A 22,961-nucleotide genomic window follows, 5' to 3' on the forward strand; every position below is an offset into this window, starting at 1 on the left:
AGCTAGACCTCTGATTGTGAGTAGTCAAAACTATAGTCACTTAACTCGTTCCAACGTGCCCTATATTCATCTGGTGCTTCTTTAATAAAGTCTGCCCATAGTTGCCTCGCATTCAAGTACAACGGCATTATTTCTTCGTCATCACCAAAATTATATAGAGTAGATAGGAGCACCGACGTAACATATAAAGACTCGCCTTCCATCAAAAGGTAAAAATGCGTATACCGAGGGTGTTGCTTAAAAGAGAATAAATAGCGAAGACTTTTTAGAATTTGCTCAAGTGCTTCCCCCCTGTTTGAAACGGGCTCCTCCAGTATTTCAGCCATCACGTGACACATTTCGTCGAACTCGTCAAAATCAAGAAACGACTCTAACTCAGTGTCGTTGTTGCTTGAAGTGAATACTTTATTTTTGACGAAGTTGATCACTTGCTCTTTGCTAAAGCTTGATTCTTCAAACATGATATCTTCAGAGTGAAGCGGGAAGGCCCCCTCGACTTTGGTGCCATCACTACAATTAAACACCATAATATCGGCATCCTTTTTGGAATCAATGAAGCGTTCCATCTGCACTTTACCTGTATGCATAAAGTGATCTGTTGTGACTACGCCACCAAAATTCCCTTCAACGTGCAGCTCTCCCCCCATCTTTAACGGCTCATATACCGTTTCACCACTTTTAGAGTAGTAGTAGCTGTTTTTTGAATGGTGATGGTTGGGATCTTTATAACCATTATCGGCACCAAACAAATAGATGCTCTTGAAATCCATACTACCGAAAAAACTCAACGCAGTGTTACCTACGAGCGGGTTGCTGTAACCGAGCGTACTTGTAATACGTTTATGCTTTATAAACTCGGAGATGTGAAACAAAGAAGTACCGGCTTCGTTACCTTTTAATGCCACACCGCACCAACCAAATAGGTCCAATACTTTGGGATACATTACGTTTAAAACCAGCAGGTTAATCTTCTGCCTGAGTTCTTCGCTGATAAACGTTGTCAATAAATCCTCTGTCGCTTTTGTTCGTTCAAGAGCCACGTGAAAATCAGGGATAATGCCTTCTTTAAGTAATGCTGTGGTGGCAGAGTTACAAGCAACTATAAGCGCCTTGTGCTGATTTTCTCTGATAAACGCAACGTCATTATCCAAAGAAGGACCGTTGGCGACAATAAAAACAGGAAAATTCAGTTCAGGCCCAACCCCTTTCGATTTAGGGTTAAGGATCGATACTGGCTTTTTAAAATTTTGGACGGTGTGCGCAATACTTAATAATGCATCATCGAAAAAGCCCCACCCCATAAAGAAACGATGGAAGTTAGTTTTAAACTCTTTAATCAGTTCATTCATCAACTTCGAAGGGTAATGCTGATAAAATACTGCCGTCGATATACTAAACGCACCTATTTGAGATGCTCTATCATAAAGAGATTGATACATCTCTTGTTCTGAAACACCGACCGAAATATATAAAAAACTACCGTCTTGATCTACTTTGTTTAAGAATTGCGCCCAGTCAAAAGTAAATAAACTTGCAAAAAAATAGTCTTCGTTTGGTTCAAGAATGGTTATGTATGAGGCCGTGACTTGTTCAATTAATCGATCTAAAAAGTAACCTAAGCCCACACCAAAAATGATCATACTGGGCATTTTTTTACATGCGCGGTCATTTTTGGGTAACGTTGCTTTGGCTTCATCGTAGACTTTACCTATATTTTGCATCAAGGTAATGTGCTTAAAGCCCGTTTCATTCTTAATACTCGAAATCGCACTATGATCGACTCGGCCAATGATTGGCTGTTTTAGTATTTCATCAACCTGCTGATGACACTGCTCTATCGGCGTATCGCCATATATTGGCACACCTGTGTCATAATCAATGAGGTTTGCTTGCCCACTTGGCGTCAAAAAAAGATTAAACTTCTCTGATGGGTCATGCTTAGCAAACTTTTCCGCAATGTCAGGGAAATATTTTGAAAAGGCTTGAATGTTTTTATTGAATAAATCATTTGCCGCATCAATAAATGCTTCTTCGGCTTGTTGCTGATGATCTAAATCCTGAATCTGTTTTTCGAGATCTTGCAGTTGTTCTGGGATGGAGTCTTTATCGTGCAAGTTATTTGACATCGTAGTACTTCTTTATTTTTTTCTGGCCTGTGTTGTAGCGGATCAATTGCAACTTAATATCTTCTCGGCTTTGTTCAACCTTTTCTATGATTTGTCCATGGCGAGTCAACAACGCCGCTTTTTCTTCGGTCGAAACCTCTGGGTTGCTGAATAATTGTTTAATTTCTTCACTGAGCTCATCATACAAGCCCAGCGTACTATCAACATTTTTTTCTAGCTGCTGCTCAAAAGTATCAAAAGCCACTTTTAAGCGATGATACTCACTACTATCCGACATTCGCATCTGCACCGTAATCTTGCATTGTCTGCATTCTTACATCTTGCGGGATTGCATCCCACGCAGATTTAATCTCTTTTAATAAGTGGGATACTTCTTGAACCATTTCAGGATCATTTTGAATCGTCGCGTCTAGCAGCCTGTCAATCATGTAGCTATAAAGTGCATACAAGTTTTCAGTCACTTCACCGCCGACCTCAAAGTCCAAACAACCGCGTAGCGCTTCAATAATCGCCGACGCCTTAGATAAATGCTCCGCTTTTGCCTCTAACTGTTTTTTCTCAATCGAGATTTTAGCCAAGACCAATTTTTCAATAGCACCACCTAACAGCATTTGAATTATCTCGTATCTATCAGCACCTGCAACTCGAGTTTTCAGTGCCTCACGCTGATAATTTTTAACTTTTGCGTTATACATAAAAACGGCTCCTTAGTGTGTTATTTCTTACTACTAGTAAATCCAGGTAAATTTGCTAACTGAGAGCCCAGATACGTTTGCGTTTGACGCATTTGCGCTATCAAAACATCCAGTCCAGCATACTGCTTGCGGAGCCTCTGCTCCAATGACTCCATGCGATATTGATGCTTTAAAACATCATCTTCGATCGCCTTTTGCTGAGTCGTTAAATCATCTTCCCTTTGTTTCAGTAATCCACCTGAATCTACATAGTTGCCAAGCAGAGTTTCTAAATCTTTGGCAACCCCATTAGGACCTGCAAACGCTGTGCCAATATCATCATAATTGGTATCCATAGCTTCATTTAAACTACGTACCAGGGATGATTTTTCTAAATAACCTTTTTTATCAACGCTAATACCAATGTCAAAAATTGAGCCAAACGGGCCTGCGTCCGTTAACGCTTTCGACAAGGTAGATACCATCTGATCACTTAAACTTCGCATCGATGAATCACCATTTAACGGCTCACCAATACGTGTTCTAAAACCAATCTGCCCAACAACTGCATTATAATTCGTTATAAACTCATCTATGAGCGTCGTCACCGATTCTCTGTCGTAAGCAATATTCAGCTTGGCTGTTTCATATTCCAGAGTCGTGGCATCTTGAACACTTTTAGCTTTGGCTGTGATTGTCATATCTTGTACAGCGTTCGTAAAAGTGTTTGTCTCGCTGGTTACAGTTAGACCATCAACTGTAATAACCGCACTCTTTGCTTTGTCATCATCGGCGATCCGCATACCACCGGTGGGGTTGGTTGCTGCATCATATGTTTCGATCGCGTCTAATTCAGACGTGTCACTGGTTATCACTAAATCGTTATTCGTACCAGTTACACTGGAAGTCAAGACCAGCTTACTTCCTACGTCAGTATCACCTGTATTGATGATGTTTGCCGTTAAACCAAAATTGTTACTGTCAGCATTAATTGCATCTCTTAGCTCATTTAAGGTCATGCCCGCTGTTACAGCTAAATCGAATGATTTTGTACCGGCAGAAAATGATAAGGTTCCACCAGATGCACTCACAACAGAATCCGCTGTTGCAAACGCGTTATCTGCGCTTACAGCACGACTCCCCTGCGCTAACTCTTGCACTGCGATTTCAAAATCACCCACAGAAATGTCAGATGTTGGCGTGACGCTGATAATGTCGCCGCTGCTAGGCTGGGTAATATTCGCAACCCGCTTGTTGAAATTATCAATGTCCGCCAATTTTTCGACAGTGTCGTTGAGGGTAGATAGGGCAGATTTAACCTCGCCAATTGCGGAAAGCTCAACGGCTAGACGCTGATCCTTTGCGACGAATTGTTCCATTTTGGGCCTATTTTCAGCATCAATTGACGCTTTAATAATGCCCTCAAGATCTAACCCTGAGCCTACACCCGCAGATGTAATAAGTGGCATTTTTCTACCTCCAACTAACTATCATGCTGTTCTATCGAACAGTACACCTTTACCTGATACCTTATCGGCAAGTTCATCCAATGCTTTAGCGACTTCACGGAATTCCTCTGAAGGAATCTCACGAATCACCTCGTCACTATCTTTGTCCACCACCCTTATGAAAGGTGGATCTCCTTGGTCATCAAATTCAAATGACAAATTCGTCGCCGTGACCGGTATAAAATCATTTACCTTGGCAAGATTGGCTTTCACAGCTTCAAACAACTCAGAGTTTTCATCTGACTGCTCTAACTCAGACTTTAACTTGTCTTGTACATCAGTAAGCTTTTCAATCGCTCTGAGGGATTCGACCCCCTCTTCTTGCTTTGTTTGCTCACGAGCCAGTAAAGAAGTCTGTGTACCATTACCAAGTGGAATTTGAACCTCTTTCACGATTCGCCTCCTATTCCAAATAGCAAGCTCAACTTATAGTATACGTCAAGTTTATCAAATAAGTATAAACCTGACGCTACTATTGCAACAAAATTACCCTAGAAGCGATAAGGCTACTTGAGGACGCTGGTTGGCTTGACTTAAAATTGAACTACTCGCTTGTTGCAAAATCTGCATTTTGGTCAAGTTTGCAGTTTCAACAGCAAAGTCTGTATCACTGATACGAGATCGTGCAGCCGATAGGTTTTCGCTGATGTTACTTTGGTTTCTGATAGTAGATTGGAAACGGTTTTGAACGGCACCTAGCTCAGCACGCTTTTTGTCCACGACCGCGATCAATGAGTCCATACCAGCCATGACAACTTGCGCGTTTGTTTGAGAAGATACACTGATAGAAGTTGCGATATAAGTATTCGCAAATGTTTCTGTGACAGCGGCACCATCGATATCTGACACACCTACTGCTAATGTTGATAACTCATTACCAGTTACAGCACTTGCTACGCCAGCAATACCCGATAAGGTAAAACCGCCATTAGCAGAAATACTGTTAATTGCCGCAGTACCACCAATGTTTTGCATACTGAAGCCAATAGTCTGTACAGCATCAGCACCTACTTGGAAACTCGCTTGATAAGAGCCATCTAGTAAGTTTTGACCACCAAAGGTCGTATCTGTAGCAACTCGGTTCACCTCACCCATTAATGAGCGAATTTCTTCTTGAATAGCGAGTCTGTCTTCATCTGTGTTTGAGCCATTTGATGCTTGTTGCGCCAATGTTCTGACTCGTTGAAACATTTGTGTTGTTTCGTCTAGTGCCCCTTCAGCTGTTTGAGCCAAAGAAATACCATCATTTGCGTTTCGTGATCCCTGACTTAAGCCATTAATTTGACCTGTTAATCGGTTTGAGATCTGCATACCCGCAGCATCGTCTTTCGCACTATTAATTCTTAGCCCTGAAGACAACCGCTGGAAAGATGTATCCAACGCCATTGACGAATTATTAAGTTGTCTTTGAGCATTCAAAGAACTTACATTCGTATTTACAAAAATAGCCATAATAGCCTCCGCTTTATCATTTCATCCATCAACGCGGGATACCCCTACCCTGCGAAGATGAGAGTCAGAGTCCTAAATTTATAGTTCTCTAACTCTGATATCGACGAGATGAGCGAATGCTTTAGCTTTTTTTTAAAAAAATTTAAAATTTTATCCTTGCAATAGACTCAATGCTGCTTGAGGACGTTGATTTGCCTGACCTAAAATAGTCTGACTTGCTTGTTGTAAGATCTGATTTTTAGTTAGTTTAGCAGTTTCCATTGCGAAATCTGCATCTCTGATTCTTGATTTTGCAGCTTCAAGGTTTTCAGCAATGTTACTTTGGTTACGAATGGTTGACTGAAAACGGTTTTGAACCGCACCAAGCTCGGCGCGTTTTTTATCAACGACAGCAATAAGCGAGTCCATACCTGCCATTACGGCTTGTGCATTGGTTTGCGAAGAAACACTGATAGACGTAGCTTGATATACGCCAGCAAATGTTTCTGTAATTGCCGCATTATCAATTTCAGACACACCAGCAACTAATGCAGACAGTTCACTGCCTGTAACAGCACTCGCAATACCGGCAATCCCCGACACGGTAAAGCCGCCATTTGCTGATAGGCTATTAATTGCCGCTGTTCCGCCAACATTTTGCATACTAAAACCAATGGTCTGAACAGCATCAGCACCCACTTGGAAGTTTGCTGAGTAAGAGCCATCTAATAGGTTCTGACCACCAAATGTTGTATCTGTAGCAACACGGTTTACTTCTGACGCCAACTGACGAATTTCTTCTTGAATTGCCAGGCGGTCTTCGTCTGTATTAGAACCATTTGCCGCTTGTTGTGACAATGTTCTCATTCTTTGGAACATTGACGTGATTTCATCCATTGCACCTTCTGCTGTTTGTGCCAATGAAATACCATCATTTGCGTTACGGTTACCTTGGTTTAAACCCAGTATTTGAGATTGAAGACGATCTGAGATCTGTAGACCTGCCGCATCATCAGCCGCACTGTTGATCCGTAAACCTGAAGATAAACGCTTAAAAGAAGTATCCAGCTCAACACTAGACTGCGCTAACTGTCTTTGTGCGTTCAACGCACTGACATTTGTATTTACAAATAAAGCCATGATTCACTCTCTCTCTATAAATTGTCGATATCTAGAAAGAAGTACAAGTCGATTGCATGGAGCGGCAAGATCTTTGCTTGATATGTATACAAAGCATTGCCCATGTACATTTCTTTCAAGTTTCCTGAAATAAAGCAATAGCCGTGCCAGAGTTGAAAATAAGGTATTCAAGAATAAAAAAAGAGGCAGTAACTGCCTCTTTTTTAAAGTTTGAGAGTGAGTGCCAATATTTCATTTAAAAATTGGCATAGTATGTGCTTAATAATTCATGTTCACTAAATTGATGAACGCTTTTGGATTTAAGCTTCTCCGCTTTATCGTCCAATTTGGGTGTCTGTGTTAATACCCCATCAAGCACAGACACCTCTTTCAACTATTTCCTATTAATTATATTAACCTAGTAGACTCAAAGCTGCCTGTGGACGCTGGTTTGCCTGACTTAGGATTGTTTGGCTCGCCTGTTGTAGAATCTGCATTTTAGTAAGGCTTGCAGTTTCTGTAGCAAAATCAGTATCTTTGATACGAGATTTCGCAGCTGATAGGTTTTCTGCAACATTCGATTGGTTACGAATTGTTGACTGGAAGCGGTTTTGTACAGCACCTAGCTCCGCACGTTTCTTATCAACTACTGCGATTAGTGAGTCCATACCAGCCATCACTACTTGCGCATTGGTTTGACTCGATACACTGATTGCAGTAGCAATGTAAGTATTCGCAAACGTTTCAGTCACTGCCGCACCGTCAATATCTGATACACCTACCGCTAGTGTTGACAGTTCATTTCCGGTTACAGCACTCGCAATGCCCGCAATACCCGATAGCGTGAAGCCACCGTTTGCCGATAGGCTATTAATTGCCGCTGTGCCGCCAACGTTTTGCATACTGAAGCCGATTGTTTGTACCGCATCTGCACCGACTTGGAAGCTCGCTTCATATGAACCGTCTAGTAAGTTAGCGCCACCAAAGGTAGTATCTGTTGCTACACGGTTAACTTCTGACATTAATGAACGAATTTCTTCTTGGATAGCCAATCTATCTTCGTCTGTGTTCGAACCGTTTGCCGCTTGTTGTGACAAAGTTCTGACACGTTGGAACATAGAAGTCACTTCGTCCATCGCACCTTCAGCTGTTTGAGCTAAAGAAATACCGTCATTTGCGTTTCTGTTACCTTGATTCAAACCGTTAATTTGAGATGTTAAACGGTCTGATATTTGTAGGCCTGCCGCATCGTCCGCCGCACTGTTAATACGGAAACCTGATGATAGACGCTTGAACGATACGTCTAGAGCATTGCCTGAATTGTTTAATTGTCTTTGAGCGTTCAATGAACTTACGTTAGTATTTACATAAAGTGCCATGATGATTCTCCCACTGTAAACTTAGTTTACTCTCAAACTTAAATTCTCTAGCCTTCGATGATTTTTTATCTCTCCGGCTTGGTTAATTAAGTTATCGGACTCTCGAGAAAATCCTTTAGTAAAAAATTAAAAAAAATTTTAACCTTTTGTTTTTTATATTTTTTAAGTGACTTAAAAGCAGCATGACTAGGTCTGGGAAGAATGATTTACAGACAACAATTGAGAAGATAGCGTCAAATAAACTTTATTATTTATAATCAGTTAATGGGGCTAGAAGGGGTTTATGGTAAGCATACTCGTAAATTGATACAAATATACAATTTACGAGTATTTAAATTAGCGAATGTAGTCTAATAAAGAAAGATTCGACAAACGGCCATAAGTTGCTTGGGAGGCTTGTAAAGCCGTTTCGTGTTTTGTTAATTCTGTAATTGCTTCAGCCATATCAACTTCAATCAACTGAGCCCGCGCAATTTGGTTATTAACATCTAAATCTCCATTGGCATCCGTTATCCTTGTTGCCGTATTAAGTCTGCCACCTAATCCAGACTGAATTTGAGAAACACGATTTTTTGCATTCTCTATGCCCACCATAGAATCTGCGAGTAATTGCCTATAATCATCATCACTCAGCGACTGATTTTCCAACGCATTAATCAGCTTATCCAATGTGTTGAGCACATTGTCTTTTTGGGGTGGTTCTAATTCTATCGTAGTAGATCCTGGCAATGTGCCAGAAATATCGACTTCCATCCCACCAAAGTTAATACGATTACCCGCAAAAGTGCCGGTGCCGATATTTGTTCCACCTTGTGTCAGAGTGTAGCTATTTGGTGTGCCAGCGGCCATAGTAATAATAATTTGGTTGCCTGTCGCCGCTGCCGCTGGGTCAGGATTATAATTTGCTTTGTGGAACTGCTCAAAATCAGCCTGCTCTTTTACGTAGACTGTACTCGCTGTTACCCCACCGGTATTATTGAACCCCGTGTTTTGTGTCACGTTCAACCTTTGATCGACACTTTCGAACACATCGAAGCCATTGTCACTTGACTTGATCTCGACGCCCTCTGCAACCTTTATCTTGTGCTGACCTTGATCCCCATTGTAAGCATACCTTCCTGTTGCACTGTCATAAGCGTAGGTCTTGGTATTATCTTGATATCCAGAAAAGATATAACGCCCATCTTCGGTTTTAGCATTCATTAAATCGAGTACTGCTGTTTTTATTGCACTTAACTCTTCAGACTGAGAAGCTCTATCTGGTGAAGTTAAAGCACCATTACCTGCTTGCACTGTCAACACATGAGCACGAGTTAAAGAATCTTTTATGTTTTCAAGTACACCCTCTTGCGTATCAAGTCGACTTTTTAACATAGTCAGATTCTTTGTATACTGCTCATTAGTTTGGATTCTATCTGAATATAGTAATGATCTTGCCATAGCTGAAGGATCGTCAGAGGCCGTTAATACTCGCTTCTGCGTATTAACTTGCTTCATTGATTTATTGACTTCTTGCTGACTATTTAAAATAGAGTTCAAGTTGTTCTTAAAAATCATATTATGAGATAAACGCATAATTACCTCGCAGCATTAATTAATGTATCAAAGACAGTACGAGCAGCGCTCAAAATCTGTGCAGATGCTGTATACGATTGCTGAAAACGGAGCAAATTTGCCGCTTCTTCATCTAAGTTCACGCCGGCAACTGATTCAAACCACGCTTCTGATTGAGCCGCAAGGGCATCATAGGCAGCGCCATTAGTTTTTGCTTGATTAGCTATAACACCAATCTCTGTAACCAACCCCGCATATGCTTCATTAAACGTCTTATGATTATCTGCCACCGTTGTTGTTACAACATTTTGACGTACTAATTGTCCTGACTGCAATTGACTCAGTATCAACCCATTACGGTTATCATCAAAGCCACCTTCATTAAATTCAACCGTATATGTATCTCCGGTAGCGGGCTCGCCATCTATATCAAAGTCAAACCCATAATTTGCATACACACCTCCAGCAGACGCCAAAATGTTCTCTCGAGGTGCCGCCGCTATAAATGTTGTCGTACCATTACCATCAGTGATTGTATATTCGTCAGGGTTTGCTGTTTTCTGTATGGTAATCGTACCTTGCGCAAGCGACGGTGGATTTGTCGCCGCGAAATTACTGCTAGCAGGATCCGTATTGGTCACAGAACCAACTGAAATGGTCGCATTACTTACATTCCCAGCTGAGGATTCGGTTCTAATCGGAGAGGCTAAGGCGACGCTTTCTGGCCTGTCGGTTGCTAACGATAATGTGCCAGCAGCCGCGGAGTTAAGCTTAATGTCAAAAGTATCACCATCATTAGGTAAAGCAGCTGCACCGCTTGCATCTGTAAAGCTGATTTGCAGCCCATACAATTCAGTTCCAGCTGGTGCAGTTGTCGAGTTTAATGGGTCCGTGTAAGCCACATTGGTTGGAGTACCAATGGTATTGCCAAATGCATCGATTGCCGCAATCGTGACTGTATTACCTGCGTTATATGTCACTCTAAAATCTGTTGCAGGGATCTGATCACCTTTTCCGGGCTCTAGCGTTGCGGATAACTGGGTTGCGCTGGTATTCGAGCGGTGGGGAAAACCAGCCGTAGTTGGGATAGTAAATAAATCACCACCCAAGTTACCATCCAAATCCATGCCTAATCTATTCTGCTGGTTAAATGCATCAGCAAGAGATAGCGCAATTTGCCCCAATTGATTCTGAGCGGGTACTAAAATTTCATCTCTAAATGCCAGTAGCCCACCAATTTTGCCTTGAAGCTTAGTTTGATCGACTTCTAAAGCAATCGCACTACCCTCTGTAACATCGAGCGTTAACTCTTTTCGGTTCGGATCTGGATCCCCATCAAGAGAAAATAGGTTAAATGTGCCATTTTCCATCACCACAGATTGACCAGATCCAAGAAAAACCAATTTTTCACCATTTGAACCATCAAGTACCTCTATATCAACGAGTTCAGACAGCTCTTTTATTGATTGATCGCGCTCATTCAGTACAGAATTAGCATTGTTACTATCAGGATTCGCGTTAAGCGCTCCAACTTGACCGTTAAGGTCACTAATTTTTTGAATTAAATTGTTTGCTTCTTGCGAGTATATTGCGAGCTGCTCATTAACAATATTATTTTGATCAAAAACGATACCTGATAGACGATCCATTTGGTCAATCATATTTTGTGCATCGGTCAGAAATAGGGAACGTGTTACAGTTGAAGAAGGCAGATTCATTGCTTCTTGCAAGTTATTGAATAAAGAGTTGATACTCGTATTTAAGTTGTTTGACTCTTCACCAAACAAAGTATCTACACGTGCTGACTCAGCCACAAACTGTTCATAGTATGATTGACTAGATATGTCACGAATTAATTGCTTTTGAGCAAACTCATTCAATAGCCTTACTGTTTCACCGCGACCAACTTGGTTGCCAACCATCGTCGCATGTTCAGTACGTTCTCGGATATAACCAACTGTATTTAGGTTAGCAATATTTTTACTGGTCGTTTGCAATAGCTCACTACTTGCTCTGACGCCCGAAGTACCAATGTTCATCAAGTTAAAAGACATATTAGTTTACTCCTTGACGCATAAACGATGTCACTGCGGACTGAAAGTGCGAACCGCCTAATACATTTTTTATCTTATTGGCATAATTAGGATCCGTTGCATACCCAGCTTGTTGCAAAGCGTCTAAGTATTCACTCGGTTTAGCCGCTTTTTTGAGGGCGTCTTGATAGCGAGGGTTAGACTGTAAAAAGTTTACGTAATCACTGAAGCTATCTTTTAGCGACTCGTAAGCACGAAAGTTTGCTTGTTTTTTAACAGGTAAGCCCTGTTCAAATTCGAGTGTCATTTTACTGGCACTGTCTCCTGTCCAGCGGCTATCCGCTTTGATATTAAATAAATTAAAACTACTATTTCCGTCAGGTTTTGCTATCACATGCTTGCCCCAACCCGTTTCTAAAGCGGCTTGTGCTACCATAACAGCAGGGTTTAAGCCGATTTTTTCAGCCGCTGATTTCGCGTAATCCCACAAAGTATTGATAAACTCTTCAGGGCTTTCAAAAGCTTGAGGGTCAGTTTGTTGTTGCTGAGCGACTTCTTTAGGTGCTGACGTAGTCAACTCAGTACTGTCTGGGGTATTTGTATGTGGAGCTTGCCTACTGACTATTTTATCGCTTTGGATCTCCGCCCCTGTGCGAATAACTGAAGAAGGCATATAACCATCTTTTTGCGGAGAAAGTTGCTGAACAATCAAATCAGCTAAGCCTAAACTACCTTTACCTGACAGCTCTAGAGCCATCTGCTGGTCATGCATGTCTCGGTAAAATTTAACACTGCTCGAATTGAAAGGACTATCTTTGTCTTCAAATGCTTCATTGGCTTTACGCATACTGCTCAATAGCATTTGCGTAAAAATTGATTCAAATTGCTCCGCAGCTTTTTTCAACGCCTGCTTTGATGCATCACCGTCCCCTGCACTCTTTAATGCATCCTGTCTCAATGAGTTCAGGTTGTTTAAATCAAAAAAACTTTGATTATGTGTAGGATCAGTATTCATGGTCAAAAACACGTCGTTAAAAAATGAATACTTAATCAAATGCAAATATTAGGCCAAAAAAAAGCCTCATAAATATGAGGCTAACTTTTTGATTATAAAATAAACTATATAACGACTAATTGACCATGTATTGCACCCGCTTCTTTTAACGCCTCTAATATCGCCATCAAGTCACCAGGGGCAGCGCCAACTGCATTAATTGCACGAACTAAGTCATCAAGGCTACTACCTGGGTCAAATACAAATGCTCTCGAGTCATCTTGATCAACATCCACAATACTTTGTTGTGTAACGACGGCATCAGCATCCGTCAAAGGTTGTGGCTGTGACACATTTGTTTGCTCAGCAATTGTCACTGTTAATCCACCGTGTGTTATCGCCGCTGGCTGTAACTTCACATCTTTACCAATTACAATCGTACCCGTTCTTGAGTTAACGATGATTTTTGCTGAAGTATCTGCTGGTTTAAATTCAAGATTTTCCAGAGTAGACAAATATGCCACTCGTTGCGATGGGTCTCTCGGAGCGATGACTCTCACAGAGGCTGCATCCAGTGCGCTGGCACTATTAGGCCCCACTAGTTCATTTATTCTGTCGGCTAAGCGTTTGGCTGTTGTAAAATCAGGACGGTTCAAATTAAACGTAATATGATCCCCTTGTGTAAACGGGCTTTTAACTGCTCGCTCAACCATAGCGCCATTGGGAATTCTGCCAACTGTAGGGGTGTTAATCACCACTCGACTCCCATCTAAACCTTCAGCGCCTAGGCCCCCAACGATCATACTGCCTTGTGCTATTGCATAGACGTTGCCATCGACACCTTTTAAAAATGTCTGCAATAATGTACCGCCTCTCAAACTTCCCGCACTACCAATAGATGAAACGGTGACATCAATACTTTGCCCTGGTTTTACAAATGGCGGTAAATCGGCATGTACAGCAACAGCTGCTACATTTTTAATCTTCGGTTTTAGGTTACCCGGCAGGGTGATACCAAAACTGTTTAACATCGCTTTAAAGCTCTGTTCTGTAAACCGACTTTGCTCACCGGTCCCAGGCAGACCCACCACCAAACCATAACCTATAAGTTGGTTGCTTCTCACTCCTTCAACGACACTGACGTCTTTAATTCGCTCAGCTTGTGCATTGACCGATATGATAAGGAGCAATGATAAAATTACACTTTGCAGAATACGCATGATCAACTTCCTTAAAACGGCATTAATGTGCTCATGAAGAATTTAGTTAGCCAGCCTGCACTCTGCACTTCTTGCGTCTGACCTTTTCCTGAATACTGAATGCGTGCATTAGCAATTCGATTTGATTCAACCTCATTTTCTGCGGAAACATCTTGCGGCCGCACTAACCCTTCTAAACGAATAAACTCTTCACCCGTATTTAGCGTTAGCCATTTCTCACCGCGGATCACCAAGTTGCCATTGGGTAAAACCCTCATTACATTTACTGAGATGTTACCAAACAAACTATTTGATTGATTAGCTTGTGCATCACCTTGGTAAGAAGAGTTCGCACCCATATCCAGTTGAATGGCGTCACCGCCAATATTGACAGGCGCGTTACCAAGACCTAGGAAAGGGTCCACATTGACTTCACTGTCTTTATCTAATTTAGAATTAGCCGCTTTGGAAGCTTGGGTAGACTCTCTAAGTACAACCGTAATTATATCGCCGACTCTCACTGCTTTTTTATCTGAGTACAGATCATTTGAATATGAGTTGAACAGCGAGCCCGTTGTGACAACTGGCTCTGCCTCCATTTCAGGATACATAGGTGCGTAATAAGGGTCATCTCTGACAACATCACTGTTTTCAGTAGACATACACCCACTTAAGCCTAAACCTAACGTAACTACCAATATACATTTACGCATGATCTGCCCTACCCTAATTAAAGTTGTTGGTTGATATAACTCAGCATTTCGTCAACCGACTTAATGACTTTAGAGTTCATCTCATAGACGCGCTGGGTTTCAATCAAGTTTACTAACTCTTCAGTCACGTTTACGTTCGACGTTTCAAGCGCACCTTGAACCATAGAGCCCAATCCTTCGACCCCTGGGTTACCTTGCACTGGGGCGCCACTTACAGCTGTTTCTGTATACAAGTTTTGTCCAATCGGCTCTAACCCTGATGGATTGATAAAGTCACTGATAACTAATTGGCCAATAACTGTGTTTTCTGCCTGACCATTGATACTTACTGATACTTCACCGTCTTGAGATATGGTGATGGAGTTCGCATTATCTGGTACTGTCATTTCTGGCTGTACCGGGAAACCTGCACCTGATGTAACAACACGACCGGTTTCGTCCGTGGTGAACTGTCCATTTCGAGAATACGCAATGGTGCCATCTGGCATTTGTATTTCAAAAAAACCTGGACCTTGTATCATCCAGTCCAAAGAGTTTTCAGTGCTTATCATATTGCCCTGAGAAAAGTTCTTTTGGTTAGCCACGACTTTAGAACCTGCACCAAGCATTAAACCTGAAGGTAGCTCAGTATCCTGTGATGAGCGCCCACCGGGCTGATTGATATTTTGATACAGTAAATCTTCAAAAATAGCACGGCTCTTTTTATAACCAACCGTACTGGCATTCGCCAAGTTATTTGAAATAACCGAAATATCTGTTTGCTGAGCATCAAGCCCTGTTTTACTTATCCACAATGCTGGATTCATAATCTATACCTCACTCTCTTAAACTATGCGCAGGAGCGAAGTGTGTCGCTCGTCAATTTCTTCTGCTGACTTCATTAATTTAATTTGCATCTCAAACTGTCTCTGATGGTTTATCAAATCCACCATTTCATGAACGGGGTTTACATTAGACATTTCTAAATATCCACTCATCACTTTTGCCGTTGGAGATACTTCGCAAAAACCACAATGCCCATCATCAAGCTGGTCTTCTTGTGGCCTAAATAAACCATCATTACCTTTTTCGAGCTGGTTATTATCAGCGGTAATTATTTTTAGCCGATCAACGGTTTCTAAGAAGTTTGCTGGGGCCCCCTGAGGACGAACTTGAATGGAGCCATCATCACTAAATACCACTTTATCGATAGGTAAAGGTAATATAATCGGGCCGCCTTCGCCAATTAATTGACGTCCATGACTTGTGACCAAAGCCCCGTCGCTAGTAATGTTCAAGGTACCTACTTTTGTATACGCCTCTTCACCACTGGCATCCATGACACTGATCCACGACTTCTCATCAACCGCGATATCTAAATCACGACCTGTTTCTGCAACCGCGCCGCTTAACATATTAGTACCAGGGCGCTCTTGCATGGCAAATACCCGTGTTGGTAAGCCTTCACCAAAAGCTTGCATAGAGCGAGCTTGTGCAAAGTCTGCTTTAAAGCCTGTCGTATTAGCATTTGCTAGATTGTTCGCCTTGAGCGCCACACCTCGCAAGCTTTGCTTAGCGCCTGACATGGCGATATAGAGCATTTTATCCATGAGAACGACCTAAAACTGTTCAATATATAGTGATAAAAGCAATATTAGTGCCAAGGTGAGTGTCAAAAAATAAAAAAGCCGCAAACGCGGCTTTTTACAAGAGATAAATATTATCGGATCTGAAGGATATTCTGTTGCAGTGTTGAATTCACTTCAAGTGCACGCGAGTTTGCCTGGAAGTTTCTTTGCGCACTGATCAAGTCAACTAATTCATTTGTTAAGTTTACATTCGATTGCTCTAATGCTGATGAATTAATCGTACCTAAAGTACCTGAGCCTGGTTCACCGGCAATTGGCTCACCTGAGGTTAAACTTTTCTTCCAACCTGTATTACCCGCTTCTGTCAAACCTTGTGAGTTTGAAAATCTCACCATAGCAACCTGTCCTAAGAAAGTTGAGTCTCCATTACTGTATGACGCAACAATCTTACCATCAGAGCCAATGTCAATACCTGCAAGTCGACCCGTTGTCGCACCATCTTGATCAAGTGCCTTAACTTCAAAACGACTTGCAAACTGCGTTGGTAACTTATTCGTTGTATTCGCTTCATCACGCCAGTTTAACTGAATATCTGACGGAAAAGTTGCACCGTTAGTCAATAACCCAGATACATTGGCTGCTGTTAAATTAAGTGGGTTAAAGGTTGTGCCTGTATTGGGAGTTTCTGCAGCTCCAGTATGCTCAGGAAAACCTTGCGCATTAAATCCAAATTCAGTAATGGGAGTTATCACAGCAGGTGCAACAATCTCATTACCGTTCGCGTCAAAAGGCTTTCCGCCTAACGTTGCATAGACCTGCCACTCATTTGCGTCGGTTGTTGGGTCTTCTTTACGGAAAAATAACTGTAGGGTATGTGGCTCACCCAAAGAGTCATACACTGTCGTCGACGTTGAGCTATTATAAGATGCTGTTGTATCTGGGTCGAATGCAATGGTAGGTGCCGTCGCTGTCGAATCCAAGTTAAATGATGAATAAACATTTGTTGTTGCACGCGGAGATCCTGACGCGTCAGGTATTTGCAACGGTGACGACGTACTTAAGCTCACTGATGTTGTATCACCCGTACTTGGATCAACAGGGAAACCCTGTAAAAAGTTGCCGTTCGCATCAACAATAAAGTTATCTTTGTTCAGCTTAAATGCACCTGCACGGGTGAATGTATAATCTTGGCTGCCTAAATCTTCACTTGTCGCAAAATAACCCTCACCTGTAATAGCAAGATCAAGCGAGTTTTGTGTAAAGTTTAATGAACCTTGGTGGAATTGCTGAGCAACCATGGTCGTTGATACACCATCACCATTTTTGGTTTTACCCGCACTGAACACTGACGATGCATAGACAGAAGCAAACTCCGCACGGGATTCTTTAAAACCTGTGGTATTTACGTTTGCAATGTTATTAGCTGTGGTGTCCAAATCTTTTTGGGCTGCAGCTAGTCCTGTTAAAGCAATATTAAAACTCATACTCTAATACCTCTATAAATGAAGGTTAAATCTTTTGATTAAGCTATCTCTGCAACGTCAGATAGTCTAACTGCACCAGCTTTAGTGTTAATGACAATGCCCTGAGAGCCATTTACATTAACACTATCAATATTTCTAAATGTTGCTGTTGGCAATGACTCAAACTTACCGTTTGTTTGCCCTTCAGCTTTAATTGTGTATTCACCTGGAGGGGCTGGCTCGTCATTATCAGTCAAACCATCCCATTCAAAACGTGTTGCACCTACGCTTTGCTTGCCTAATTCAATCTTTCTAACAAGCTCATTCTTATCATTGACGATACTCAAAGTAAGCTTTTCGACAGGCTCTGCAACAATAATGGAGCCTCTCGCCTGCATACCAGGCCCATGCTCAACAGTGTCAGACTCGAGCAAAGCCTTCTTACCTATCAATGTTGATGCTTGAAGTGCTGAATTTGATGTCATCGATGCCGCCAATGATTCAAACTTTGTATTTAAGTTTGAAATCCCCTCTGCCATCGTAAAATTGGTCATCTGGGATATCATCTGATCATTATCAGCTGGTTTACTCGGGTCTTGAAAAGACAATTGCTGAGTAAGTAGCGCAAAGAAATCTTCCTGCTTTAGCTCATCATTTTTCTCTGTTGGCACTTTTTTATCTTGCCAACGCAACGAGTCAACAAAGGACGAAGTTGCGGAATTGACATCATTACTCATCAGCTATACTCCCAATTAGCGCTGACCAAGCAACAGAGTTTTACTTAACATCTGCTTTGCTGCGTCTGCTACTTGAACATTCGTTTGATACGAGCGTGATGCAGAAATCATATTTGTCATTTCTTCCACCACATTCACATTCGGTTTATAGATATAACCATCTTTATCAGCACTTGGGTGGTTAGGGTTGTATTCAACTTGCAGCGGCTTGTCACTTTCAACAATACCTAAAACCTTAACTCCCACAGACGAACTCAATGTATTAGGATTTGCCGCTGCTGCCTTGTTCAATTCGGCTGCAAATACGGGATGCCTAGCTCTATACACCTTATCCTGACTGGAACTGACGCTGTTTGCATTGGATATATTACTCGCAGTGGTATTCAAGCGAACATTTTGTGCACTCATGCCGGAGCCTGCGATATCAAAAACGTTATATAAACTCATAATTAGGCTCCTTGACCACCACTAAGCGCTTTTTTCAAGCTTTTAAATTTACCACCCAAAAAGTTCAAACTAGCTTGGTACTCTAATGAGTTTTGTACATACAAGTTCCGTTCCACTTGTATATCAACTGAGTTACCATCTCCCGTATCTGTTTGATTTGGATTACGAAATAATTCTTCACTGTTAGTCAATCTTGTCCCACCACTAATGTGCTTTTCGTTGGTACGGGTCATCTGATTGCCGCTTTGCTGTGCCGACTTTGCCGCGTTTAACGCTCTGCCAAAATCTATATCTTTTGCTTTGTAACCGGGAGTATCAGCATTTGCGATATTACTCGCTAAGAGCTCTGCACGTTGAGAACGGATCAACATGGTATGCTGATGTACCCCTAGCGCTTTATCAAAACTAATTGCCATAACCAACTCCAAAAATTTGACTTCACGGTGGTTAATGCAAGATAAAGGCCAGTATTCTCAACCTACTTGATTTATCATTAATAACCTTAAATTCAATATGTTATGTTTCTACTTTGGATTAGATCCGCCAATTAACAACCTCTGATTTATAAAATAAAGGTCACAATGTCATACAAATTTCTTGTCTATATCGAATTGTTGTTCGACTACTTTCCTGTTTTGAAGGCCTAGGCTTTAGAAAACTTAACAGCCAGCTCAGGCTTGAAGACGAAACATAAGTTATTTAAAAGCGGTACAGTATATTGCAAGGTATGTTAGTAGGTTGGATCCTAAGCAATGATGAAGAAACTGAAATCACATTTACTCTGAACTTTAAATTAGGTTGCTTTAAGCTCCCTAGTACTCCAAGTGACTAATGAAAATATTAATAAAAAGACTCAAACATTAAAAAACCACAAATTTAACATTTAAAACTACTTAATCATTAATAGTATTTCTGCAGTTGGGTTTTTACGAACAATCACCGAAAAAATAGGTTTATAAACACCTTTCAGTTACCATATATTCATATATTTATTAAACAAAATATAGAAATAATGGTTTAAATTATTTATTCCAGAATAATATTCAATTATAGTAAAATGTGTAATTGACGGAAGGTTTTAACTCTGAAAAAATATGCAATAGAAAACGATTAAAAACAAATTACATAAGATGGAACTATTTAGTAAAAACTTAAATTTTTTAAGCTCAGTTAATAACTTATCCTCAGTCCCCCCGCCTTCATTATGGAATCATCAAGACCTTCAAAACAAGACCGTAGATTTTTATGAGGGTTGTGCAAAAGCCTGTTGTGAGCAGCAAGTGAAACTCTTTTTGAAACACCCTCAACACCTAAGTATGCGGTTTAAGACAAACAATCAGAGTGACTACGTCCATCAGCATTTGATTAATAAGATGAATGAGACAGCAAACAAGTTGGGTCTCAAGCCAAATTCAAAACCACAACGAGGTACGTTAATTATATTAGGGCTCGCAGCTGGTTACCATATTGAAGCTTTAATGAAGTCTATTAAATATAGCGACGTCATCATTCTCGAGCCTTCTAACGATATGCTCAGTATGGCATCGCACCATATTAGTTTTCAAAAAATACATACAGAGTGTAGTAATAGGGGTGGTAGCCTACACCTCATTCACAGCGAGAGCTATGAAGAGTTTGAACGAGCGCTCTTGTGTATCTCACAAAAGGTTGGATCACATATTGTGGCAGATATAAGCCTATACAGACACTATTCAACCTCCTTATTCGACCAAGTCTATGACAACTTTAAAACTTGGCGTAATCGCCTAGCTAGCCTTTGGGGGTTCATGGAAGATGAGTTGGTTGGACTATCACACACTGTAAAAAATAGTTTATCACATGAGATTACTGGACATAACGGTGTCCTGTCTCAATTTGAGGACATACCTCTAGTGATAGCCGGTAATGGGCCATCATTGGATAATGACATAAGTTACCTAATTGAAAATCGTGAGAATTTCCTCATTGCATCTTGTGGCACTTCGCTCAATCCCTTATTAAACAACAATATTACACCAGATTTTCACATTGAAATGGAACGTCTTCCGTGTAACTTATATATTAAAGAAGAGCAAGTCAGAGATCCGAGAATGAAGGAAGTTGTCTTGGTTGCACTTAATACGGTTTACCCTAAATATGTAAACTTATTTGACCATCGCATGCTTTTTCCAAAAGCCAATGACTTAGGTACTCATGTTTATACTCAAAATGTAAAACAAGTAGACCAGCTATATAACTGCAACCCGACTGTCACAAATATGGCTCTGGCATCCTTAACACGAATGGGTTTTAAGAATATTATTTTAGTCGGATGTGACTATGGCTATATCGACCCCAAATACCATCACAGTAAGCACTCTGCTTATTTTGAAGATTCAAGCTCTCTTTCAAAAAGTGTCTTTAGTCCTGAGATAGAAACTAAAGGTAATTTTAGACAGTCTATCTATACAGATCGTATTTACAATGAGTCTAGACTCGCACAGCAAAGACTAATTAAAACGAACAAGTTCGTTAATGTCATTAACAGCAGCGATGGGGCATATATTGAAGGGACGGTATCGCAGAGGCTGAGTGATATCACCCCACAAAAAATTGATAAAAAATCGATTATGTGCGAAATAAGAAAATATACTCAGCATCATGTTCCTTCACCTATTAATGCTAAAAATTCGATAACTCAAGCAGCCAATATTCTGTTCAAACTGAAACAAAAAATCAACCAAACAGAGCATGCATCTCAAGTACTAGCATTGTTCGCTAAAGAATTATCAAAAATATCTCATCAATCTGAATATCAGGGGAGTCACTATTTACTGAGTGGTACCTTAAAATATGTAACTACAACCGTTGCAAGTCATATAAATCACTTGCCATTGGAAAATCATAATGAGTATTTCACCGACTTAAAAGAAGTGCTCATGATCTCATTTGATATGGCACTAGAAAAGTTAAGTAAAACCCAATAACCCTTAAAGAAACTATAAGGAAAATCGATGAAGTTCAATTTATTAACTGTGTTACCTCTTGCTGTAGGCACAATGCATGTATCGGCCTCTTTAGCAGATACTGTTAATTCTCTCGTTAGCGATACTGATCAGAGTGGTTACTATAGCTCAATGACAGATACAGCATTCAGTGCAGGTGACTCTTTCGGTGCCGGCGATTCATTCGGTGCAGGCGATTCATTCGGTGCCGGCGATTCATTCGGTGCCGGCGATTCATTCGGTGCAGGCGATTCATTCGGTGCAGGCGACTCATTCGGTGCGGGCGACTCATTCGGTGCGGGCGACTCATTCGGTGCGGGCGACTCATTCGGTGCGGGCGACTCATTCGGTGCAGGCGACTCATTCGGTGCGGGAGATTCATTCGGTGCAGGAGACTCTTCTTCAACAGAGCCTCGCCCGATCGACTTTGTTCCATTTCCAACAACTGAACGTAACACAACACCACTCTATGAGAAACAACATAACGGTGTTTTATATGTAGAAAGTAAAAACATAAATGATCCGTTTGCTGAATATGAGCTAACATACACCATCTGTACAAAATCCAACCGAAGCTTCATTATCGGTGCTAATACACATGAAGACTATTTAGTAAAAGACCACAGTTACTTAATGAAAGGAACGTATAAGAAAGACGAACATTCTGGTGAAAGATTCTATTCTCTACACCTAAAATTAAAACATGCTAATAAACCTGGAACCACTAAACTTAATTTTTACAAGCATAATTATGGTAAGTATGAATTCTACGGTTTTGGCGCAGATTACGGACAGACATATACAGTATACAGAGCATACTATAAAGGCCTAGATGCCTATGAAGCTGAATATTGCCAAGCACACTTGGGTAGTTAATTATCACTAACGGCAACGCTTGGCTTCTCCTAGCTCAAGTTGACAGCTATTAGGCCAGCTGTATTAGCTGGCCTTTTCATTTATTTAAATAATGCAGTGTATTAATAATTAATACCATTCCGTATAAAGATTAAATCAGCTTTATGCGGAATGGTA

The 22,961-nt window shown here is 41.0% G+C and carries 21 protein-coding genes; 2 read left to right on the top strand and 19 right to left on the bottom strand.

Going from position 1 to position 22,961, the window contains the following annotated elements:
• Positions 1–2: 2 nt before the first annotated feature.
• The 19 genes from AC2CZC_RS21420 to flgB form a co-directional block, all read right to left on the bottom strand.
• Entirely contained in the window at positions 3–2,126 is a 2,124-nt protein-coding gene (locus AC2CZC_RS21420) for a motility associated factor glycosyltransferase family protein (RefSeq protein ID WP_484583350.1), read from the bottom strand.
• Positions 2,116–2,403, bottom strand: coding sequence for a hypothetical protein (locus AC2CZC_RS21425; RefSeq protein ID WP_484583351.1), 288 nt, complete (start codon positions 2,401–2,403; stop codon positions 2,116–2,118). The genes AC2CZC_RS21420 and AC2CZC_RS21425 overlap by 11 nt, the downstream gene beginning before the upstream one ends.
• The gene (fliS, locus tag AC2CZC_RS21430; protein ID WP_235408399.1) at positions 2,393–2,821 is read right to left on the bottom strand and encodes a flagellar export chaperone FliS; all 429 of its coding nucleotides are present in this window, start codon (positions 2,819–2,821) and stop codon (positions 2,393–2,395) included. The genes AC2CZC_RS21425 and fliS overlap by 11 nt, the downstream gene beginning before the upstream one ends.
• A gap of 20 nt (positions 2,822–2,841) precedes the next feature.
• Complete coding sequence (gene fliD, locus AC2CZC_RS21435; RefSeq protein WP_484583352.1) at positions 2,842–4,269, bottom strand: flagellar filament capping protein FliD; 1,428 nt, start codon at positions 4,267–4,269, stop codon at positions 2,842–2,844.
• A gap of 21 nt (positions 4,270–4,290) precedes the next feature.
• Complete coding sequence (locus tag AC2CZC_RS21440) at positions 4,291–4,701, bottom strand: flagellar protein FlaG (RefSeq protein ID WP_484583353.1); 411 nt, start codon at positions 4,699–4,701, stop codon at positions 4,291–4,293.
• Between the two features lie 93 nt (positions 4,702–4,794).
• Positions 4,795–5,760 carry a flagellin N-terminal helical domain-containing protein gene (locus tag AC2CZC_RS21445; protein ID WP_484583354.1) on the bottom strand — a complete coding sequence of 322 codons (966 nt, stop codon included), beginning with the start codon at positions 5,758–5,760 and terminating at the stop codon, positions 4,795–4,797.
• Between the two features lie 150 nt (positions 5,761–5,910).
• A complete protein-coding gene (locus tag AC2CZC_RS21450; RefSeq protein ID WP_484583355.1) occupies positions 5,911–6,879 on the bottom strand; it encodes a flagellin N-terminal helical domain-containing protein in 969 nt (322 codons plus the stop codon).
• Between the two features lie 392 nt (positions 6,880–7,271).
• Entirely contained in the window at positions 7,272–8,237 is a 966-nt protein-coding gene (locus tag AC2CZC_RS21455) for a flagellin N-terminal helical domain-containing protein (RefSeq protein ID WP_484583356.1), read from the bottom strand.
• A 336-nt stretch (positions 8,238–8,573) separates the two neighbouring features.
• Positions 8,574–9,812, bottom strand: coding sequence for a flagellar hook-associated protein FlgL (gene flgL, locus AC2CZC_RS21460; protein ID WP_484583357.1), 1,239 nt, complete (start codon positions 9,810–9,812; stop codon positions 8,574–8,576).
• A 2-nt stretch (positions 9,813–9,814) separates the two neighbouring features.
• On the bottom strand, positions 9,815–11,845 hold the full coding sequence (flgK, locus tag AC2CZC_RS21465) for a flagellar hook-associated protein FlgK (protein ID WP_484583358.1): 2,031 nt from the start codon (positions 11,843–11,845) through the stop codon (positions 9,815–9,817).
• 1 nt (position 11,846) lies between these two features.
• A complete protein-coding gene (gene flgJ, locus AC2CZC_RS21470; protein ID WP_484583359.1) occupies positions 11,847–12,839 on the bottom strand; it encodes a flagellar assembly peptidoglycan hydrolase FlgJ in 993 nt (330 codons plus the stop codon).
• A gap of 104 nt (positions 12,840–12,943) precedes the next feature.
• Positions 12,944–14,038 carry a flagellar basal body P-ring protein FlgI gene (locus AC2CZC_RS21475; protein WP_484583360.1) on the bottom strand — a complete coding sequence of 365 codons (1,095 nt, stop codon included), beginning with the start codon at positions 14,036–14,038 and terminating at the stop codon, positions 12,944–12,946.
• Positions 14,039–14,049: 11 nt separating this feature from the next.
• Positions 14,050–14,730, bottom strand: a complete 681-nt coding sequence (gene flgH / locus AC2CZC_RS21480) for a flagellar basal body L-ring protein FlgH (RefSeq protein ID WP_284018550.1) — start codon at positions 14,728–14,730, stop codon at positions 14,050–14,052.
• 17 nt (positions 14,731–14,747) lie between these two features.
• Positions 14,748–15,536 (bottom strand): flagellar basal-body rod protein FlgG, encoded by a 789-nt coding sequence (gene flgG, locus AC2CZC_RS21485; protein ID WP_023401742.1) that lies wholly within the window; start codon positions 15,534–15,536, stop codon positions 14,748–14,750.
• An 18-nt stretch (positions 15,537–15,554) separates the two neighbouring features.
• Positions 15,555–16,319, bottom strand: coding sequence for a flagellar basal body rod protein FlgF (locus AC2CZC_RS21490; RefSeq protein WP_063363459.1), 765 nt, complete (start codon positions 16,317–16,319; stop codon positions 15,555–15,557).
• A gap of 110 nt (positions 16,320–16,429) precedes the next feature.
• Positions 16,430–17,782 (bottom strand): flagellar hook protein FlgE, encoded by a 1,353-nt coding sequence (gene flgE / locus AC2CZC_RS21495; RefSeq protein ID WP_484583361.1) that lies wholly within the window; start codon positions 17,780–17,782, stop codon positions 16,430–16,432.
• Positions 17,783–17,820: 38 nt separating this feature from the next.
• Positions 17,821–18,498, bottom strand: a complete 678-nt coding sequence (locus AC2CZC_RS21500; protein ID WP_484583362.1) for a flagellar hook assembly protein FlgD — start codon at positions 18,496–18,498, stop codon at positions 17,821–17,823.
• A gap of 15 nt (positions 18,499–18,513) precedes the next feature.
• Positions 18,514–18,945: a flagellar basal body rod protein FlgC gene (flgC, locus tag AC2CZC_RS21505; RefSeq protein WP_484583363.1), complete on the bottom strand. Its 432-nt coding sequence runs from the start codon at positions 18,943–18,945 to the stop codon at positions 18,514–18,516.
• Between the two features lie 2 nt (positions 18,946–18,947).
• The gene (gene flgB, locus AC2CZC_RS21510) at positions 18,948–19,361 is read right to left on the bottom strand and encodes a flagellar basal body rod protein FlgB (protein WP_484583364.1); all 414 of its coding nucleotides are present in this window, start codon (positions 19,359–19,361) and stop codon (positions 18,948–18,950) included.
• Between the two features lie 714 nt (positions 19,362–20,075).
• Here flgB and AC2CZC_RS21515 point away from each other — a divergent pair.
• On the top strand, positions 20,076–21,911 hold the full coding sequence (locus AC2CZC_RS21515; RefSeq protein ID WP_484583365.1) for a motility associated factor glycosyltransferase family protein: 1,836 nt from the start codon (positions 20,076–20,078) through the stop codon (positions 21,909–21,911).
• A gap of 27 nt (positions 21,912–21,938) precedes the next feature.
• A complete protein-coding gene (locus AC2CZC_RS21520; RefSeq protein ID WP_484583366.1) occupies positions 21,939–22,805 on the top strand; it encodes a hypothetical protein in 867 nt (288 codons plus the stop codon).
• Positions 22,806–22,961: the final 156 nt, after the last annotated feature.

It is taken from the genome of Pseudoalteromonas sp. MMG033 (assembly GCF_057197785.1).

Bases quoted from the DNA above. Each gene is read 5' to 3' on its own strand.
- AC2CZC_RS21445 (WP_484583354.1), bottom strand. From the start codon at position 5,760: ATGGCTATTTTTGTAAATACGAATGTAAGTTCTTTGAATGCTCAAAGA.
- AC2CZC_RS21475 (WP_484583360.1), bottom strand. From the start codon at position 14,038: ATGCGTATTCTGCAAAGTGTAATTTTATCATTGCTCCTTATCATATCG.
- AC2CZC_RS21515 (WP_484583365.1), top strand. From the start codon at position 20,076: ATGGAACTATTTAGTAAAAACTTAAATTTTTTAAGCTCAGTTAATAAC.
- fliD (WP_484583352.1), bottom strand. From the start codon at position 4,269: ATGCCACTTATTACATCTGCGGGTGTAGGCTCAGGGTTAGATCTTGAG.
- flgG (WP_023401742.1), bottom strand. From the start codon at position 15,536: ATGAATCCAGCATTGTGGATAAGTAAAACAGGGCTTGATGCTCAGCAA.
- flgJ (WP_484583359.1), bottom strand. From the start codon at position 12,839: ATGAATACTGATCCTACACATAATCAAAGTTTTTTTGATTTAAACAAC.
- flgB (WP_484583364.1), bottom strand. From the start codon at position 19,361: ATGGCAATTAGTTTTGATAAAGCGCTAGGGGTACATCAGCATACCATG.
- AC2CZC_RS21420 (WP_484583350.1), bottom strand. From the start codon at position 2,126: ATGTCAAATAACTTGCACGATAAAGACTCCATCCCAGAACAACTGCAA.
- AC2CZC_RS21500 (WP_484583362.1), bottom strand. From the start codon at position 18,498: ATGAGTAATGATGTCAATTCCGCAACTTCGTCCTTTGTTGACTCGTTG.
- flgK (WP_484583358.1), bottom strand. From the start codon at position 11,845: ATGTCTTTTAACTTGATGAACATTGGTACTTCGGGCGTCAGAGCAAGT.
- flgH (WP_284018550.1), bottom strand. From the start codon at position 14,730: ATGCGTAAATGTATATTGGTAGTTACGTTAGGTTTAGGCTTAAGTGGG.
- AC2CZC_RS21425 (WP_484583351.1), bottom strand. From the start codon at position 2,403: ATGTCGGATAGTAGTGAGTATCATCGCTTAAAAGTGGCTTTTGATACT.
- fliS (WP_235408399.1), bottom strand. From the start codon at position 2,821: ATGTATAACGCAAAAGTTAAAAATTATCAGCGTGAGGCACTGAAAACT.
- flgL (WP_484583357.1), bottom strand. From the start codon at position 9,812: ATGCGTTTATCTCATAATATGATTTTTAAGAACAACTTGAACTCTATT.
- flgE (WP_484583361.1), bottom strand. From the start codon at position 17,782: ATGAGTTTTAATATTGCTTTAACAGGACTAGCTGCAGCCCAAAAAGAT.
- AC2CZC_RS21490 (WP_063363459.1), bottom strand. From the start codon at position 16,319: ATGGATAAAATGCTCTATATCGCCATGTCAGGCGCTAAGCAAAGCTTG.
- AC2CZC_RS21455 (WP_484583356.1), bottom strand. From the start codon at position 8,237: ATGGCACTTTATGTAAATACTAACGTAAGTTCATTGAACGCTCAAAGA.
- flgC (WP_484583363.1), bottom strand. From the start codon at position 18,945: ATGAGTTTATATAACGTTTTTGATATCGCAGGCTCCGGCATGAGTGCA.
- AC2CZC_RS21520 (WP_484583366.1), top strand. From the start codon at position 21,939: ATGAAGTTCAATTTATTAACTGTGTTACCTCTTGCTGTAGGCACAATG.
- AC2CZC_RS21450 (WP_484583355.1), bottom strand. From the start codon at position 6,879: ATGGCTTTATTTGTAAATACAAATGTCAGTGCGTTGAACGCACAAAGA.